At 55.4% G+C, this 19611-nt stretch carries 10 protein-coding genes; 5 read left to right on the top strand and 5 right to left on the bottom strand.

From position 1 onward, the window contains the following. Nucleotides 1-189 precede the first annotated feature (189 nt). Nucleotides 190-1374: a hypothetical protein gene (locus tag GHO32_RS08105; RefSeq protein WP_054896130.1), complete on the bottom strand. Its 1185-nt coding sequence runs from the start codon at nt 1372-1374 to the stop codon at nt 190-192. Nucleotides 1375-2531: 1157 nt separating this feature from the next. On the opposite strand from GHO32_RS08105, the gene hsdR reads away from it, so the two are divergent. From hsdR to GHO32_RS08080, 5 genes are all read left to right on the top strand, one after another. Beyond that, nucleotides 2532-5996 carry a type I restriction-modification system endonuclease gene (hsdR, locus tag GHO32_RS08100; protein ID WP_153442814.1) on the top strand — a complete coding sequence of 1155 codons (3465 nt, stop codon included), beginning with the start codon at nt 2532-2534 and terminating at the stop codon, nt 5994-5996. A gap of 98 nt (nt 5997-6094) precedes the next feature. After that, nucleotides 6095-7606, top strand: a complete 1512-nt coding sequence (locus GHO32_RS08095) for an RNA-binding domain-containing protein (protein ID WP_054896132.1) — start codon at nt 6095-6097, stop codon at nt 7604-7606. Between the two features lie 66 nt (nt 7607-7672). Continuing rightward, entirely contained in the window at nt 7673-9223 is a 1551-nt protein-coding gene (locus GHO32_RS08090; RefSeq protein WP_054896133.1) for an N-6 DNA methylase, read from the top strand. Next, nucleotides 9216-10601, top strand: a complete 1386-nt coding sequence (locus GHO32_RS08085; protein WP_054896134.1) for a restriction endonuclease subunit S — start codon at nt 9216-9218, stop codon at nt 10599-10601. Before GHO32_RS08090 ends, GHO32_RS08085 begins: the two co-directional genes overlap by 8 nt. A gap of 26 nt (nt 10602-10627) precedes the next feature. Next, a complete protein-coding gene (locus GHO32_RS08080) occupies nt 10628-11563 on the top strand; it encodes a restriction endonuclease (protein WP_054896135.1) in 936 nt (311 codons plus the stop codon). Nucleotides 11564-11763: 200 nt separating this feature from the next. On the opposite strand, the gene GHO32_RS08075 is transcribed toward GHO32_RS08080, so the two are convergent. From GHO32_RS08075 to GHO32_RS08060, 4 genes are read right to left on the bottom strand one after another with little or no spacing between them, the layout of a single operon-like run. After that, nucleotides 11764-12675 carry a restriction endonuclease gene (locus GHO32_RS08075; RefSeq protein WP_368668414.1) on the bottom strand — a complete coding sequence of 304 codons (912 nt, stop codon included), beginning with the start codon at nt 12673-12675 and terminating at the stop codon, nt 11764-11766. A 9-nt stretch (nt 12676-12684) separates the two neighbouring features. Beyond that, nucleotides 12685-15867 (bottom strand): type I restriction endonuclease subunit R, encoded by a 3183-nt coding sequence (locus GHO32_RS08070; RefSeq protein WP_153338180.1) that lies wholly within the window; start codon nt 15865-15867, stop codon nt 12685-12687. Further along, on the bottom strand, nt 15867-17231 hold the full coding sequence (locus GHO32_RS08065; RefSeq protein ID WP_153334040.1) for a restriction endonuclease subunit S: 1365 nt from the start codon (nt 17229-17231) through the stop codon (nt 15867-15869). Before GHO32_RS08065 ends, GHO32_RS08070 begins: the two co-directional genes overlap by 1 nt. Continuing rightward, the gene (locus GHO32_RS08060) at nt 17228-19204 is read right to left on the bottom strand and encodes an N-6 DNA methylase (protein ID WP_368668413.1); all 1977 of its coding nucleotides are present in this window, start codon (nt 19202-19204) and stop codon (nt 17228-17230) included. Before GHO32_RS08060 ends, GHO32_RS08065 begins: the two co-directional genes overlap by 4 nt. Nucleotides 19205-19611: the final 407 nt, after the last annotated feature.

The following is a 19611-nucleotide window of genomic DNA, read 5'->3' as shown; positions in this document are numbered from 1 at the left end:
AAATTTTTTCGCCCTGGCACGACAGATTAGAAATCACCGCTAATAAGCTGAACCTCTTCGTCTATCTGTCGTCTCTATAGCGGAGAGGTTTTTCTAAAAGCGCCATGCTCGGCTTAGAGGGTTGTACATCATCCTTTCGGCAAAAGATTAAACCCCTCGGCCGGAACGCCGAGACATCGCTAAATAAGTTTATTCTGTAGCTTTAGCGAAGCCGAACATCTTTGTTCCTTGATTAACAAAGTAGTCGTGAGTGAAAGAAATTATTTCAAGTGCGTCTTCGTAGATTATATGCAATTGATTGCTGTAATGTTCAGAGCGTGGAAAAACTCGCCAGTGAATTGGTGTTCCTACAAACATGTCAAGTTCTCCATCGCTTCGTAGAACAATAATTCGGTCTTCCATCTCCAAAACAGTGCCGAAGGAGGCTGTTCCCGTAGCAATGATCTCAGACCCGGGTGTGAAGTTGAAATGACCTATCTGCTCAAATCTTTCATCAGGCTGACTTGCGCTGCCTGCCGCTTCGTAATTAGCAACAGTAATATGGCCTGCTGAGAACCGATACATTTTTTCTCGGCTGCCCCAAACAACATCATTCGCGCTTAACTGAGCGGCGCCAAATATTTCTGAAGAGTCAATGATCTTATTGAATACGCGTAGTTTTTTCTTAGACTCTGCGTCCTTGAATTCCCTGAAGCTTGCAAGGAAAGCCAACTGTGAACTCCATCCCATGATGCTTTGGAATGCCCAATCGCAGGCGTTGCAAGCCCTAGTGGCAACTTGTCGAGGGTCTCCAATTTTTTTCCGATCATTGGTATTGCGCGCTAATAAGAAATCGAACAAGCCGTCTTTACCCGCGGCGGCAGCTATGGCGCTGAATCGATCAGATGCTTTCACTTGAAAGACTGAGGCGTCGTGGTGCTTTTCAAGCCTAGTTTTTACTTTATTAAGGCTCGCACCTCTGGGAAAGGAGAAAAGCCCGTCTTCGTTGCCAGCATAAATTTCATTATGATAAATTTCAGTGTCAATTGGTAAAAAATCAAACGGGCTGTCGTGATGCTGTGATTGCCCCGCAAGTTCGGTAGCCTCTGTTTCTAAACGAAGATCTGCCAGTTTATTCAACTGGCTTTTTATAGGGTGTTCAATTTGTGGATCTCGTAAAACTTTCCTAACTTTGGGGTTGTAGAAGAGATCACTATCTGAAAATGCTACGCGGATCGCTGTTTGCACCTCTGGATGCTTGTTTGCGATTCGATCAACGAATGCTGACCAATCGACGCGCTGAACGGAGCCATCATCCCCGAAGATAATTAGTTCACCAGAATAAATTTGTGAGTCCCAGTAACTTCCGGGGATCCGAAGCTTCACAGAGCGCATTTTTTGCCTCGCAGGATCCTAGCGAATTGGGGCTTAGTGATAATTCCATTGCTGGCCCACCCCTTAAGTATGCCTTGAGGTGGTTTGTCCCAAGGGGCTACCCAATGAGCGACAGGGTAGCCATGCCAGTTTTGCAGGGTGTCTCCTACGAATTTAGCGAAATGAACGGGGCAGCTATAGGGAGGTGGAGCGATACCGACCGGTCGAAGGGAGGATTGATCGAGGCAAAAGCCCCAATAGCAATCATTACCAAACCAGGATGCACCAATGGCCGTCCTAAAACAGTCGATCTCCTCGGGAACAGTGATCGTCCACTGCGACTTTTGTGCAGAGAATGAGCTGTTGCGGTGCTGTGGATTCGGTGTGTAATTCACTCTTCCTCCTGAAGACTGTACTCCGAGGTATAGCAAAATGCCTCCCTACTGGAAATGCGTCAAGAGCCAATTGAATCGCCCTCGCATGTGTAGATTCTTGTTACCACTTTTAGCAACAGCAATCCTTGAGTGAGCGTCCGCGAGGCCGGTTTCTGTCTGTCACCACCTTCAGCCCATTACCGAGCGCAGCCTGTACGTCGCCAGTTGCAATAAAATCATCGCTGATCAAAGTTTAGAAGCTAGGTTGTCAGATCAACTGCAAGTGACATGGCATCGCATTACTACCCCCTGGGGTATTCCAATTTAAATATAAACAAAATATTACTTATATTAATCAATAGCATAAGGTACCGATTCAGATTACCCCGGTAAAAGACGTCCGTGGACATCTTTTTTGTGCCTGGCATTTAGTGAAATCAAGAGTTCTAGTGTTTCTGAGGTTTTTTGGCATCCGACGAGCTCTGGCCACTCGGGTATCCCAGCGCTGCGGGTCAAATCTCTGAAGACCAAAACGCGCCTGCAGTAGATTTCATCCCCCTGCTCCAGCCCTTTGCCTCTCCGACCGGCACTGAAGAGAGTCAAATCGGCGTCCTTGGATTATGTCCTTACCGACGGCGACGGTTTGCAACTTCGCGTAAAAGCGTAACATTTAGCCCTCGGTCAATGGCTGGTCACGCTGGAGCGAGGGCATATGGTCATACACGCACCACGCTTCGTCTGGCATTATGCCTTTATAGCGCCACCACTCGCGGGATGGCTGGTGACGAACTCAAGGGATGGAGCATGGCAGAGAACAGCAACTTCGCGTTTTTCAAAGAACACGATCCAGTTTTTTTCCAACTAGCCAATGCGGCCGAGCGAGTATTTTCCAGCGACCCCAACACGACGCTGATCAAACTGCGCCAGTTGGGCGAAGCGCTCGCCCAGGATCTGGCGGTAAGAGCAGGCATTGAGTTCGACGCCACCACTTCCCAAGCTGATCTGCTGTTCCGCCTGAGTCGTGAAATCCAGCTCGACGGTAACATCCGTAACCTATTCCATACGCTGCGCATCGAAGGCAATAAGGCTACCCACGAATTCCGCACCCAGCATCGTGAGGCACTGGACGGGCTGAGGGTCGCACGCGCGTTGGCGATCTGGTATCACCAGTCATTTGGCACGGGCGGCAATACCTTCAAGCCTGGGCCTTTCATGGTTCCGGCCGATCCGAGTGAGCCTCTACGTGAGCTGCAGGGGCAGATCGAAAAACTTCGCGCAGAGCTGGGCGACAGTCGCCAGCAATTGGAGAACAACCACCAATTAGCCGAGCTACTGGCGCAAGAAAAGCATGAGCAAGCCAGTCTTGTTGGGCAGATGAACGAGGAAGCCCGCGTCTACGAGCAGATTGCCCTTGAACGCGAGGCAGAACTATCGAAGGCCCGAGTCGATTTCGAGGCGCGGCTGAAAGTGCTGCAACAACAGCTTGAAGATCAGCCGCAAGCTGCCCAGCAGGTCACGCGTAAAACTCAGCAGGCAAGCAGCCAGTTCGACCTCAATGAAGACCTCACCCGTATTCTCATCGATCAACAGTTGAACGATGCCGGCTGGGAAGCCGATTCGCTCGATCTTACCTACAGCAAGGGCGCTAGGCCCGAAAAGGGCAAGAATAAGGCCATCGCCGAATGGCCAACCAGCAAGCCGAAAGAAAACGCTGATTACGTGCTGTTCGCTGGCCTAGTCCCTGTCGCCATCGTCGAAGCCAAGCGCAAGCGTGTCAACATAGCGGACCGCATTCCCCAAGCCGAGCGCTATTCACGCCAACTGATCGTTACCGACAATCTGCAACCGGCCGGGCAGAACACGGGCTGGGCGGATGGCCAGGGCGGCCACTTCAAAGTCCCGTTTGCCTTTGCCTGCAATGGCCGGCCCTTCATTAAGCAGCTCGCTGAGCTGTCTGGCATCTGGTTTCGTGACTTGCGCAGTCCGGCCAACCTGCGCCGGCCGCTGCAGGACTTCCACACGCCGGGCGGCCTACTCGACCTACTCAAACGCAGCCGTGAGGACGCCGAAGCGAAACTACAGCAGGAAGGCTTCGCCTATCTCAAGCTGCGTGACTATCAGGAAAACGCCATCCGCGCCGTCGAACAGGCCCTAGCCGCCAATCGCCGCAACTGTCTGCTGGCCATGGCGACCGGAACCGGCAAAACGCGCACTATCATTGGCTTGATGTACCGCCTGCTGAAGGCCGAGCGCTTTCGCCGTATTCTTTTCCTGGTCGATCGCAGCGCCTTGGGGGAACAGGCCATCGAAGCCTTCAACGAGGCGACGCTGGAACAGAACCACACGCTGGCGCAGATCTACGACGTCAAAGAACTAGGCGACATGGCTGCCGAAGCTGAAACACGGGTACAGGTCGCCACTGTGCAGGCCATGGTCAAGCGCATCTTCCAGTCGGACACTCCGCCGCCCATCGATGCCTTCGACTGCATCATCGTTGACGAAGCCCACCGCGGTTACACCCTCGATCAGGAAATGACTGAAGGCGAACTGGCGTTGCGCGACTTCAACCAGTACCTGTCACAGTATCGTCGCGTGCTCGACTACTTCGACGCCTGCCGCATCGGGCTAACCGCCACGCCAGCCAAACATACCAGCGAAGTCTTCGGTGCTCCGATATTCACCTATAGCTACCGTGAGGCCGTGGCTGACGACTGGCTGATCGATCACGAACCCCCGGTCCGCTACCAGACCCTGCTGAGCCAAAACGGCATCCACTTTGCCAAGGGCGAGAGCGTTAGCGTCATCGATACAAGCACCGGCGAGGTGGATGTCGCCGAGCTCGAGGACGAACTCGACTTCGAAATCGAGTCCTTCAATCGCCGTGTCATTACGCCCGGCTTTGACAAGGTCATCTGCGAGCAACTGGCGCAAGAACTCGACCCGTCGGGCGACGAAAAAACGATGATCTTCTGCGTTAACCAGGCCCATGCCGAGCGGGTCAAAAACATCCTCGACGAAGCCTTCAAGCACGTTCACGGCGAGGATTACAATCAGGCGGCTGTACAGATCATTACCGGGCAGAGTGACAAGGTCAAACAACTGATCCGCCAGTACAAGAACGAGCGCTACCCGAGCATCGCCATCACGGTCGACCTGTTGACCACTGGTATCGACGTGCCGCGCATTTGCCACTTGGTGTTCATGCGCAGGGTGCGTTCGCGCATCCTCTACGAACAGATGAAAGGCCGCGCGACTCGCCGCTGCGATGAAATCGGCAAGACGGTATTCAAAATCTACGATCCGGTAGACCTCTACGCTGCCCTCGAGCCAGTAGATACGATGAAGCCGCTGGTGAAAGACCCGAGCATCAGCCTCGAACAACTGGTCAGCGAACTGACCAATCCCGCTAGCCTCGATGCCCCAGGTAACCAGCCAAATACCAGCCATGCTCATGACGTTCTGGACCAGCTTAGCCAGCGGGTTATGCGCATCCTGCGCAAGGCCACCCATAAGGCCGAACAAAAACCAACCCTAGAGGCCAAGCTTGCCGAACTAGAGAACACTTGGGGCGTAGCCCCGGACAAACTGCATCAGCACCTGCACCAGCTCGGCCCACAGCAAGCTGCCCAGTTCATCCAGCAGCATGCCCAGCTACTCGATCAGCTCGCAACGGTTAATGTCCTGCTGGGATCGCTGAACTACCCGGTGATCTCCACCCATGCGGACGAACTGATGGTCCGTGAACAAAGCTACGGCGATTACCAAAAGCCCGCCGACTACCTGGAAAGCTTCAACGACTTCATTCAGAACCAGTTGAACCAGTCAGTGGCCCTCGGCGTAGTGGTCAACCGCCCGCAAGACCTGACCCGTGAACAATTGCGCGAAGTGCGATTGCTACTCGACGGGCATGGCTACAGTGAAGTGAACCTGCAAAGCGCCTGGCGCAACCAAACCAACCAGGAAATCGCTGCCAGTATCGTCGGCTTCATCCGCCGCGCCGCCCTCGGAGAGGCTTTGCTACCATTCGAGCAGCGCGTAACCAAGGCCATGGAGACGATTTATACCCTGCAGTCTTGGACTCAAATTCAGCGTAAGTGGCTTGATCGCCTGGCCAAGCAGCTGGTGCACGAGGTCGTTATTGATAAGAAGCAGATTGGTGAGGCGTTCAAGAGCGATGGCGGCAGCACGCGGCTGGACAAGATGCTCGGCGGCAATTTGGGCGTGGTACTGGACGCCCTGAATGACAACCTGTGGGCACAGACGGGATGAGGCCGATCCTGAAGGCTGGGTTGGCCACCGTACTCGTTCATGAGGGATAATGCCCTCCTATTGCACGAGTTATCGACTGCAACACCTAGAGACGCTTAATGACCCTTGCCGAGCTTCATCAAATCCTTGACCGTGGTGAGGACAGCCGCCATCAGTTCAAGCGCGATTTCAGCAATATCGATGCCTTGGCAGCCGAGTTGGTGGCGTTCGCAAATACGTCCGGTGGCTACTTGCTGATTGGCGTAGACGACTCCGGCACGGTGAGCGGGTTGAGTAGCGCCGACATTTCGCGACTCAATCAACTGCTCTCCAACGCGGCCTCACAGAATGTCCGCCCGGCGATCAATCCATTGTCCAGCAACCTTCAGACCGAGCACGGGCTGGTCATGGTGGTGACAGTCGAACAAGGGCTGAATAAACCCTATGTCGACAACCAGGGTCGCATCTGGGTAAAGAACGGCGCCGACAAACGTCGGGTCACGGCCCGTGAAGAACTGCAGCGTTTGTTCCAGCAGGCCGGGCTGGTGTGTGCCGATGCAGTACCGGTCGCGGGCAGCAGCGTAGCGGATATCGATGCCAAGGCGCTCGGCGAGTACTTTCAAAGACGCTTTCGGCAAAGCCCCGAACAGACAGGTTTGGAAACCACCCGCATCCTGGAAAATCTTGGCCTCGCCAGTGGCGACACACCCAATTTGGCCGGTTTGCTGCTCTTCGGCCAAGCGCCACAACGCCTGTGCCCGGCGTTCGATATCAAGGCCGTTGCGTTTCCAGGCACGGTTCTGCATGACCGCCACTATCTAGACAGCGAAGATATCGACGGCAATCTGCAGGAACAGTACCGACGCAGCCTTGCCTTCATAAAGCGCAACCTACACCACGTGCAGCGCCAGCAGGGCTTCAATACCCTCGGCCAGCTGGAAGTGCCGGAAGAGGTGTTTGAAGAACTGCTGGTCAATGCCCTGATCCACCGCGACTACTTTGTCAGCGCCTCCATCCGGATCATGATCTTCGCCGATCGCATCGAACTGATCAGCCCCGGGCACCTGCCTGACGTGCTCGATACCGAGAAAATTCGATTCGGCCTGTCCAACCGTCGCAACCCGACGCTCACCTCCCATGCTGTGCACATTCTTCCCTATCGCGGTTTGGGCACCGGCATCCCGCGCGCTATCGATGCTTGGCCAATGATCCGGCTGGAGGACGACCGGCAGAGTAATCAGTTCAAGGTGGTGATTCAGCGCGCCGTTGAAAAAGGGCCTCTTTCGGGCCCAAGTGGGGACCAAGTAGGGACTAAGTCGGGACCAAGTAGGGACCAAGTAGGGACTGAGTCCGCTGCCGAAGAAGAACAAGCCGAAACTCGCCTGTCTTTGCAGCAAGAGCAGGTAACGCTGCTGTGCAAGATGACAGGCGATCACACTGCGCCAGAGCTGATGACCTTCGTCGGGCGCAGCAACCGCAGCAAATTCCGCGAGCAGGTTTTGACCCCACTACTGGCGTTTGGCGTGGTCGAGATGACCATCCCAGACAAGCCCAACAGCAGCAAGCAACGCTATCGCCTGACTGCGGCCGGCCGGGCACTAAAGGCCGAACAACGCTCCTCGGACGACTGAGCCCAGATAACCATTTTTTTGCGCCAGCGCAATCTGGTGCTTCATACACTTCACCACAGGTACCCCATGACCAACTCCGATATCGTCCAGAAGCTCTGGAACCTCTGCGACGTCCTGCGCGACGATGGCATCAACTACAGCGACTACGTCACCGAACTCGTGCTTCTGCTGTTCATCAAGATGGAATACGAACAGGTGCAGAACAACGACAGCTTCGGCCACAAGCTGCCCGAAGGCGCGCGCTGGCCAGACCTGGCTGGCAAGTCCGGCGTTAACCTGCTCGATCACTACCGGCAGATGCTGCTGGACCTTGGTAAAAACCCGGACCCGCTGATCGCCGCCATCTACGCAGATGCTCAGACTCGTCTCAAGGAACCGCGCCATCTCGAGCAACTGATCAAGAGCCTCGACGGTATCGACTGGTTCAGCGCCCGCCAAGACGGCCTCGGTGATCTTTATGAAGGCCTGTTGGAAAAAAACGCCAGCGAGACCAAGTCCGGCGCCGGCCAGTACTTCACCCCGCGCCCGCTGATCGACAGCATCATCCGCTGCATCAAGCCGCAGCCGGGCGAGACCATACAAGACCCGGCCGCCGGTACTGCGGGCTTTTTGATCGCTGCTGACGCCTATATCAAAAGTCAAACCGACGATTACTACGACCTCGACGCCAAAGCCCAGGCATTCCAGCGCAATCGCGCCTTTGTTGGCGTAGAACTGGTGCCCGGCACTCGCCGTCTGGCGCTAATGAACACACTGCTGCATGGCATGGAAGGCGACGAAGAAGGCGTGGTGCACCTGGGCAACGCCCTAGGTCAGACCGGGGCCAACTTACCCAAGGTCGACGTCATCCTCTCCAACCCACCGTTCGGCACTGCCAAGGGTGGCGGTGGCCCGACTCGTGATGACCTCACCTACCGAACCAGTAACAAGCAGTTGGCCTTTCTCCAACACATCTACCGTGGCCTCAAGCCGGGCGGCCGAGCCGCCGTGGTGCTGCCAGACAACGTGCTGTTCGAGGCCGGGGTCGGCACTGACGTCCGCCGCGACCTGATGGACAAGTGCAACCTGCACACCATCCTGCGTCTGCCTACTGGCATCTTCTACGCGCAGGGAGTGAAAACCAACGTGCTGTTTTTTCAGAAGGGCACAGTGGAAAACCCGCGCCAGGAGGAAGGTTGCACTAAGCGCGTTTGGATCTATGACCTGCGCAACAACATGCCCAGCTTCGGCAAGCGCACCCCCTTCGGCCCTACCCACCTCAAGCCGTTTGAAGATGCCTATGGCGATGATCTCAACGGCGGAAGCCGTCGCGCGGAGAACGTCGAGGGTATTGGTGAAGCCAGCCGCTTCCGCAGTTTTACCCGCGATTACATCCGCAACGAACGTGGCGACTCGCTAGACATCAGTTGGCTGAAAAACGAAAGCACCCTAGATGCCGCCGACCTGCCCGCTCCGGAAGTATTAGCGGGTGAGGCCATGGCTGAACTGACCGAGGCGCTGCATGAGTTGGAAGAGCTGATGAAGGCACTGGGGGCGGGGGATGAGGTGGTGGCACAGAAGCAGTTAATCGCGGAGGTTATGGGGTTGACGGTGGCTCAGGAGAATGGGGATGAGTGAGTTGCCAAACGGGTGGGCCAAAGCGTGCATTGGTGACTTGGCCGACCTGAACCCAAAGCAAGCACTCGATGATGAAACCGTCGCTGGTTTTGTACCTATGTCCCACGCACCCACTAACTTTCGCGACAAACTGCGTTTCGATGAGCGTCCGTGGGGCGAGATTAAAAAGGCTTACACAAACTTTAAAGACGGAGACGTAATTTTCGCCAAGGTCACTCCCTGCTTTGAGAACGGCAAGGCGGCCTTTGTTGAAGGTTTGCCTAACGGCGTGGGTGCTGGAAGCAGCGAATTTTTCGTGCTCCGCCCCAGCTGCGATGGGGTATCGGCTAAGTATCTGCTGGCCTTGGTCAAGAGCTATGATTTCCTACTTGGGGGGGCGGAAAACATGACAGGCGCTGTTGGTCTGCGTCGGGTGCCCAAGCAATTTGTAGAGCGTTATTTAGTGCCGGTAGCGCCGGCTGCTGAGCAAACCCGCATCGCCGCCAAGCTCGACGAACTACTGACCCAGGTCGATACCCTGAAAGCCCGTATCGATGGCATCCCCGCGCTGCTAAAACGCTTTCGTCAATCCGTGCTCGCTGCCGCAGTTTCCGGGCGGTTAACGGAAGAATGGCGCGCGAAGAACGGCGCCAAAATAGAAGTAGAAGGCTCGGCGGCGGAGACTTCAGAAGAGTTTGCATGGCCTATGGTTCGCCTCGGGGATGTAGCGTTAAGCTTTTCATATGGCAGCTCTGCCAAATCTCAACCTGCCGGAGATATTCCTGTCCTTCGAATGGGGAATATCCAAGGCGGCCGCTTGGTTTGGGATGACCTGGTCTTTTCTTCCAACCCGGAGGAACTCAAGAAGTACTCTCTGCAGGTGGGAGACGTGCTATTCAACAGAACAAATAGCCCTGAGCTAGTCGGCAAAACTGCGACATACAAGGGAGAACAACCTGCCATTTATGCGGGGTATCTGATTCGAGTCAGGTGCACTGAGCGCCTTATCTCTGACTTCCTAAACTACTGCCTCAACAGCCCTCAAGGGAAAGATTACTGTTGGCAAGTCAAAACCGATGGGGTCAGCCAGTCAAATATCAACGCAAAAAAACTGGCTGATTTCCGGTTTGGTTTGCCCTCCACTGAGGAGCAAACTGAAATAGTCCGTTGCGTCGACCAATTGTTCTCTTTCGCTGAACGGTTGGAAGCCAGAATCAGCGACGCCAGAATACGTATTGACCGCCTGACCCAAAGCATTCTCGCCAAAGCACTCAGAGGCGATCTCGTGCCGCAAGACCCGAACGACGAACCAGCCGACCTGCTGCTGGATCGCATCAAGGCCCAACGCGCCGCAGTCCCTAAAAACAAGCGCGGTCACCGATCCACCACGGAAGGCTAAGCCTGACATCAGGAAGAAAACAAACCATGTCCGTTCCGACCTACGATCAGTTCATCGAGCCCGTCTTGCGTTTTCTCGCCGCCCATCCGGAGGGTGCCACTGCAGGCGAGGCTCACGAAGCAGCCGCCCTGACGCTTGGCCTGAGCGAAGCGCAGCGGCAGGAGACCATCGCCAGTGGCCAGGCCACCTATAAAAACCGCTCAGGCTGGGCGCATGACCGACTCAAACGCGCAAACTACTCCAGCAGCGCAAAGCGTGGCTACTGGCAGTTGACCGACACCGGCCGCGCATTCGCTCAGGCCAACCCTGCCCCGTTGAGCGCAGAACAGGTCGAGCATCTAGCTGTGAACTTCATGAGCGTGAAGCTGAAGACAGCGCCGGACGCCGCCTCGCTGGATGAAAGTAACGACACTTCAACACCGATTGCCCAGACCGACCTCGCCACTAGCAGCCCGCAGGAGCGCTTGAACCAAGCCATCCTCGAGCTGCGTACCAGCGTTGCGGGCGACCTGCTAGACAATCTGTTGCAAGCGAGCCCGACGCGCTTCGAGCACATCGTTCTTGATGTGCTGCACAGCCTGGGCTACGGCGCGAACCGTCAGGCGCTGCAGCAAGTCGGCGGCAGTGGTGACGGCGGCATTGATGGCGTGATCTCGCTCGACGCACTGGGGCTGGAAAAGGTCTACGTGCAGGCCAAACGCTGGCAGAGCACCGTCGGCCGCCCCGACCTGCAAGCGTTTTATGGCGCCCTGGCCGGGCAGAAAGCCAAACGCGGTGTATTCATTACTACTTCCGGCTTCACTGCCCAGGCGGTTGAGTTCGCGCTGTCGGTCGAAGGGCTTGTGCTGGTCGACGGTAAACGCTTGGTCAATCTGATGTTGGATCACGAGGTAGGTGTCAGCTCGCAGCTTTACAAGGTGCCTAGGCTCGACAGCGATTACTTTGACGAGTCGCTCGGCTGAGTTCAAAAAGCACCATTCCATCGAAAGCCAGATCAACCAGCATTCCATCTGGTATTCCAAGCTATTTATTAGATTGATTATTCGCCAATAAAAACAGATAGATACCGACTTGTTTCAGATTACCCCGGCTCCACCAAATCCGAAAAAAGACGCCTTAGGGCGTCTTTTTTTGTGCCTGAATTTTGATGAGAAGCAAAAGCTCACTCCCCCGCAAAGTAATCACTGTCCAACTGCTTAACCTCGTACACCTGTTTAACGCTCACACCCAGATTGTGTTCCACCATCAACCGCGCCAGTTCAACGCCGTCAATCAATACCACTTTGATATCAAGCCCCCGCGCAGCCGTGCGGGCACCGTCAGAGAAATCGGAAGTGGTGATAAACACACCCTTGCGCGCGCGTTGGCGAGTCAGTGCGCCGATAAACTTGTCGATCTCCGGACGATGCACCGTGTTAGCCCAGCGCTTGGCCTGCAGGTAGATCACGTCGAGGCCAAGCTTGTCTTCTTTGATGATGCCGTCGATACCACCATCATTGGTCGCTTGGGTCGCCTGACCCGCTTCTTTGCGCGAGCCGCCGTAACCCATGGCGATCATGAGGTCGACCACTAACTGTTCAAAAAAACTGGGGGTGGCTAGCCGGACTTGCGTGAGTAGCTCATCCGCCAAAGATTGCATCAGCTCCTGATGCGCCTCGGCCAACTGCTCATCTGGCGTGGTTTGAGCGATATCAACGCTTAGCACGGCCGGGGCGTCAACGGCTTGCGGCTTGGCCGTATGGAAGTCCGCGAACTCGGGAAACTGCTTCAACCAGCTCACGGTGATGCGTTGCGGGCCGTTGGCCAGAGCGTCAAGGCCACGCGGGGTGATTTGCACCATGCCCTTGGCTGGAATGCACAGCAGCCCGGCCTTATTCAAATAGGTCCGCGCCCAGCCCACTCGGTTATTGATGACTGTCTGATGCCCAGAGGGTAAGCGCTCCTTACGTTCGTCGTCAGTCAGTTGGAACTGATCAGCCACCCGCTCGCGCAACTCATTGAGCGGCAGCGGTGCACCGTTTTGCACGGTGCTCAGCACCGGGCGCATCACGCTTTGAAAATCCGGAATTGCCACAGTGACTCCCTAGGTACCGCTCACGCTGCTTTCATCGTGAGCCGCAACGGTTTTAAGCATTTTCAAAATCACCAGCGCAAATGCACGGCTTTTTGTCTCGTTATCCAGCACTTCGAGTGACATCTTCTCGTTGTCGGTCATGGCATCCAGCACGGTGTCCAACACACGCTTGGGGAACAGACCGTGCATCACTTGGTCAACCGAGTGGTTATTCACTTGGGCCATGACATCTTCCTGGCGGCTGATGCGCTGGGCGATGCCGGTGAGGAACTGTAGCTGGTCTTCATCCCCTACTTCAGCACCGAAAATGTCGTTTAAGGCTTCGATGATTTCTGACAGGCGCTTCTTCTCAGGGTCATGGGGTTTGCCACTGCCCACGTCGCTACCTGGCTTAAGACCGTACTCGCCCTTTTCCTCGCTCAAGCGCAAGGTGTGTTCGGCACGTTTGCTCAGGCGGTAGTGGCTAAGTTGCAGCTCGCCCACATCGACGTCGTCTTGTAGCAGACGATCGACGCGCAGCAACGGGTGCAGGTGCTTGGCATACACGCACAATTGCTCCAGTTCGCGATCCTCGTAAGGCACGATTTGCGACAGAAATTCGTACAGGCGCACAAAGCTTTGCAGGTTTTTGCGGAACAGGTCGAGTTGATCCACCTGCTCGCCCGCCTCTTTTAATGCATGCTCGGCTTTTTTCAAACCAGCACTGTCGCCATTGGTTTGGGCAGTGCGTTTGTAATCCAACGCTTGCTGGCGAGATTCCAGCGAGAAAGCGTAGCGCTTGGCAAAACGCTCTTTGGCCGGGGCACAGTAATAACTGAGTTTGCTGGCTTGCGCCTTGGGGTCGAAAAAGGCCAGTGCAAACGCTTCGACCTCTTGCCAGTGATAGATACCCTCGGCATCCAGCTTCTTGTGCAGGTCATAGATGATCTGCGGGTCGGTCACGTCGGTCAGCTCAGCCTTGGTGTAGTACGGCAAGAAGGCGTCGAGAATGTCCTGCGGCTCGTTGAAGAAATCGAGGATAAAGGTTTCTTTGCTGTCACCAAAGGTGCGGTTTAGTCGTGACAGGGTTTGTACGCAGTCCACGCCTTGCAGCTTCTTGTCCACGTACATGGCGCACAACTTGGGCTGATCGAAGCCGGTCTGGTACTTGTTGGCGGCGATCATCACGTTGAAGTCTTGGGTGTCGAAAGCGTCTGCGAGGTCGCGACCATTCAGGCCCGTATTGAGCAGGCTGCTGTTTTCTGTCACCTCTTCAGGGATGACCTCATCGGGCAACACGCTGCCGGAGAAGGCCACCAGCGGATGCACATCGCGGTAACCCATTTGCTGAACATAATCTTTCAATGCCAGTTGATAACGCACCGCTTCCTGTCGGCTGCTGGTCACAACCATGGCCTTGGCCTGACCGTTGAGCAAGCCACGGATATTGGCGCGGAAGTGTTCAACGATCACTTCAACCTTCTGGCGGATGTTGTACGGGTGTAATCGCACCCAGCGCGCCAGTTTGATACGGGCTTTTTTGCTGTCCACCTCATCATCTTCGCCGTTTGGATGGGCGATCTTCCAGGCAGTGCTGTAGGTGGTGTAATTACGCAGCACATCGAGGATAAAACCCTCTTCGATGGCCTGGCGCATGGAATACAGGTGAAACGGTTCGGGTTTGTTGCTCGCGCTGGCGGGCATTGTCGGGTCAGCCGGGCGACCGAACAACTCCAACGTCTTGGCTTTAGGCGTGGCGGTAAAGGCGTAGTAGCTGATGCGCTCATTGGGTTGGCGCGCTTGTACGGCAGCGTCCAGCAACTCTTCGGCGCTCACCTCTTCGGCATCCAAAACATCGCTGCCCAGGATCTGTTTTAGCTTGCTGGCTGACGAGCCTGTTTGCGATGAATGCGCCTCGTCGGCGATCACGGCATAGCGCCCGCTGGCCAGCTTGGGGTACTTGTCCAGCGCATCGAACAGCGCCGGAAAGGTCTGAATGGTGACGATGATAATGCGCGTCTGCTCTGCCAGCGCCTCGGCCAGTTGCTCGGACTTGCTCAGGTTGCCAATGTCCCGGCTGATGGGCTTGACCACGCCTTGGGCGTGCTCGAACTGGTAGATGGTGTTTTGCAGTTGGCTGTCGAGTACCGTTCGGTCGGTGATCACGATCACTGAGTTGAACAGCCGCTGACCCGCATCGTCGTACAGCGAGGCCAGTTGATGGGCCGTCCAGGCAATGGAGTTGGATTTACCTGAACCTGCGCTGTGCTGGATCAGATAACGCTTGCCCGGCCCTTCGTCGCGGGTGGTGTTGATCAGCTCATTGACCACTTCCCATTGGTGGTAACGCGGGAAGATCATGGTTTCTTTGGTGACCGGTGTGCCGTCGAAGCCCTCGCTGGTTTTTTTGTCCAAATGCAGGAAGCGCCCCAGCACTTTAAGCCAGGCATCGGGCTGCAACAGACGTTGCCACAGGTAGCTGGTGGCGTATTGGCTATCGTCTTCCGGCATCGGGTTGCCCGCGCCGCCCTCTTCGCTGCCGAGGTTAAATGGCAGAAAGAAGGTGTCTTTACCCGCCAACTTGGTGGTCATCGCCACCTCGTTCTGGCCCACGGCAAAGTGCACCAACGCGCCACGTTTGAAGGTCAGCAGCGGTTCTGGTTTGCGCGTCAGCGGGTCTTTAACCGGGCGGTCATTGCGGTACTGGCGCTTGGCATTCTCTACCGACTGCTTGAACTCGCTTTTAAGCTCAAGGGTAGCAGTGGGGATGCCGTTGACGAACAGCACCAGATCCAGCCGTGGGTCGTAACTCTCGCGCGCATGGGGTGAATAAGACACCTCCGGCACCACGCGCAGGCGATTGCAGTGGTAGCGTTTGAGGGTGTTCGGATTCATTCCGTGGTCAGGCTTGAAGCTACACAGCTCGACTTTTACCGCGGGCAATTTGAAGCCATGACGCAGCACATCCAGAGTGCCGCTCTGCTCCAGTTCGCGTACCAGCTTTTGCACCAGCACATCATCCGGGTTGTTCGGGTTGGCCTTGGCAAACTTGTCCCAACGCTCGGGCCAGGCGTCCTTGAAATAGCCCAACACATCTTCGGTATAGAGCCCCGTGCGGCGGTCGTAGCCTTTAGCGGTGCCGACTAACCAGCCTTGGGCAGCCAGGGCGGTGATGATGTCCTGTTGGAATTGCGCTTCCTTGCTGCTCGCCATTACACGGCCTCTTGGGCTGATTCAGGGGATGATGCGCTGGCTGGGGGCTGCCAGCCGCGTACGTCGATTTTGCCGGTGACGGCGGCAGAGATTAGGGCGGAGCGGCGTTCTTGGAGAAGACTAATAAGTGTCTCTGCTTCGACAGACGCGCTCAAAACGTTCGAATACTCATTACCAAGAAAATCAGCAATTTTTTTCTGCTCGCCTAAAGGAGGGAAAGCAAATCTGTACTGTCTAAACTTTTCAGCCGGCAAATGAGAGATCGTTGCCTTTGTATCGGACTCCTCAAAGACTCCTAATGTTTTGGCCGCCATCAAAGCATAAAAAAAGAACTCAGCAGTATCACTATCCGGCGATTGCGAGCGAAGGCGGTGTAATGCTTTTTGGTAGCCAATTCTAATGTTTGAATGCCGCCACATCGCGGCTCGCCCCACATCGCCGCCCTCACATACTAGAAGATCGCCATACCTAACTGTGTACCTCTCGTACTCGTCAGGGCCAATATCCATTAAGGGCAATGCCTCAATATTTACCACACCCCACTGGACATCCTGATTTCTTAAATATTGAAGCGGGGAGATACCGACATTCCTTTTTTCGTCAAGCATCTTTCCAAGCTCGACGGTGTAACGAAAATTCAGTTTACAAACAGTCCAATGCCCCGGCACCTCGCCTAACCACTCCACATCGGAGTTTTTCAAGGGCACGTTTGGGTCGAGGCCTTTGGTGACGGCATGGGAGATTACGGCCTGGCGCTTTTCCTTGAGGAGTTCGATCAGGCGCTGCTGCTCTGCGATCAGCGCGTCGATACGGGCGGTTTCGTGGTCGAGGAATGCGAGTGTCAGACTCAACTCAGCCGCAGGAGGAACAGCGATACAAATCCCACCAACGGTATCAGTGTTTAAATTGAGTTGAGTACCCATTTTTCCAAGACCGCCAAAGCAGAGGCCAGACTCAAAGACTCTGTACAAAAGGCGTTGATCTATAGACAACCATGGGAAATAAACAAATCCATCGTGAATGCACGCCTTAACAGCAGTAATACATGGTTTACCGACAGAGCCCGCGATACTCAAGAACAGTTCGCCCGGCTCAAGCTTTACACTCAAAGAAGATCCAAGAGCGGAAAGTCTCTGAGTTGTTTCGTATAAATAGCCATCAGGCGACGCCGTTACATCCGCGATTCTGACCCAACCAAATTCACCATCATCATCAAAATAAATTGGGTCATCAATAGGTCTCGGAGACGCTCCCCTGAACACTGGAGAAAGCCACTTCAAGGCAACTACAGCCCAATGCTCCGGCACTTCCCCCAACCATTCCACGCCAGAGCTTTTGTACGCCGGATACGCAGGGAAGCTCATGCCGACAGCTCCTCAATCATCTGCTTGATCCTATCAGTGCACGCTTTCAGATCGCGATCAATCTCAGCCAGCGGGCGCGGCGGCTGGAACACATAAAAGTGGCGGTTAAAGGGAATCTCAAACCCAACAACGCCGACCTCACCATCCAGCGCGTCGGTTTTACTTTCGTCAATCCAGGCATCCGGCACATGGGGGATGACTTCGCGCTGGAAGTACTCGTGCACCGACTCGCCCAGCGGCACGTTCTCGTTATCACGCAGGCCCGTGTCCGCTTCCGCTTGGCCCTTGGTCATGCATATATCGGCCTCAGGGTCGCGCTCGCTCAGGGCATTCAGTACGGCTTTGAACTCCGGTGCGCTCAGGCTGACGCTGTGCGCGGTCAGGGCTTTTTTCAGGAATTTGGTGAATGCCTCGCGGTTACGGTGCAGTACGCTCGCATCCAGCGTTTGCAGCGCTTCCATCAGATGCTGCTGGGCTTCACTGTCGAGCTTCTGAATGGCCTTTTCTTCCTGCACTTTAGCGATGCGCTCAACGCTAGTCTGGAAGTTCAGGCGCAGCGGGCGCTCGACGGTGATACGCCGGTAGCCAAAGGCGTCGATAGGGAAGATTTTGCTCTGTGCGGTGTGCTCGAAGCTGCCGTACAGGCGCACCAGCTCGTTGATTTGATCGTCGGTGATGTACTGGCGCTTGCTGCCCAGCGACTTGCGCATTTTGGCGTAGTGCTGGCTGCCATCAATCAGCTGCACCTTGCCCTGACGCGCAGCAACCTTGTGGTTGCTGAGTATCCACACATAGGTGGCAATACCAGTGTTGTAAAACATGTCGGTGGGCAGCGCGACGATGGCTTCAACCAGGTCGTTTTGCAGCAGGTAGCGGCGAATCTCCGACTCACCCGAACCTGCGCCGCCGGTGAATAGTGGCGAGCCGTTGAGGATGATGCCGATCCGCGAGCCACCCTCACGCGGGTCACGCATCTTGCTGACCAAGTGCAAAAGAAACAGCAGCGAACCATCAGACACCCGTGGCAAGCCCGGACCAAAGCGGCCATCGAAGCCCTTGTGGCTGTGCTCATCGGTGATTTGCTTTTGTACTTTCTTCCACTCCACGCCAAACGGCGGGTTGCTGAGCATAAAGTCGAAGCGTTTGTCGGCCAGTTGGTCGTTGGACAGGGTATTGCCGAGCTTGATGCTGGCCACGTCCTGGCCCTTGATGAGCATATCCGCCTTGCAGATAGCGTAAGACTCAGGGTTCAGCTCTTGGCCATGCAGCGATACGCTGACCTTTTCGCTGATGGACTGGATGTACTCATCGCCCTCAGATAAAAAGCCACCGGTGCCCGCGGTCGGGTCATAAATGGTGACGATGCTATTGGGTGCGAGCTTGTGGTCTTGATCAGTGATCACCAACGAGGTGGTGAGGTGCACGATATCGCGCGGGGTGAAGTGCTCCCCGGCAGTTTCGTTAGAGCTTTCGGCAAACTTGCGAATCAGTTCTTCAAAGATGATGCCCATGCCGAAGTTGCTGATGCGCTCAGGCTCCAACGGTGCGACGGCAAAGCGCTGTACCACTTGATACAGCAGGTTGGCGCTCTCCAGTTGCTGAACGAAATCCTCGAAGTGAAAGTGCTCAAAGATTTCGCGGGCGTCCTTGCTGAACGCCTGCACGTAGCTCATCAAGTCGGCCGCCGTCTGGGTATCAGACAACGTGCCGAGGGTCAGTGGTGAGGCGTTGAAGAACTGCTGGCCAGCCGCGCGCAGTAAAATCATCTCGCGAACGGTATCGGGGCGACCTTCCTGGGCGAAGGTTTGTTTGATCACTTCATCCTTGGTTGGCGCGAGTACGCACTCCATCCGCCGTAACAGGGTAAACGGCAGGATGATGCGGCCGTATTGCGATTGCTTGAAGTCACCGCGCAGCAGATCGGCAATGGACCAAAGAAACGCAGCCGTCTGGGAATGATTTTCCGTGTTCACGCAATAACTCCTTGGAGTGCGGGCAAAAACGCAAGTTTACCCCACGCCGACCACCACATGCCTATAGAAAGGCGCTCTCACAATCGGTACTGAACACCCTGCTCTGTGGTTATACGCCAGAGGCTCGATCAGCTAACCATTGTGTTTAGGTTGAGGGCCACCTCAAACAACTTACCTTCGTCACCTAATGTTTACTCAGTACAGGCACGCTTTCACCCACTCGTTAAAAGCCATAGTTACCCCATAGCCAACAGCCACTAGCCCATCCGCCCTAATTGCCCTCCCCTCACCCACCCCCAATACTCCCAACCTCTACTCCAACTCAAACCCAAAAAAACACCCACGGCGGGCGCGGCCTTTAAACCTTGAACGGTTAGCCAGTAGCTATAACAGGGCCTGCCCCTGCG

Origin of the sequence: Pseudomonas sp. FSL R10-2189 (assembly GCF_009600325.1) — a bacterium.
Lineage (GTDB): Bacteria > Pseudomonadota > Gammaproteobacteria > Pseudomonadales > Pseudomonadaceae > Aquipseudomonas > Aquipseudomonas helleri.
Note: the sequence above shows the minus strand (reverse complement) of the source record. Positions and strands in the feature narration are given on the sequence as shown.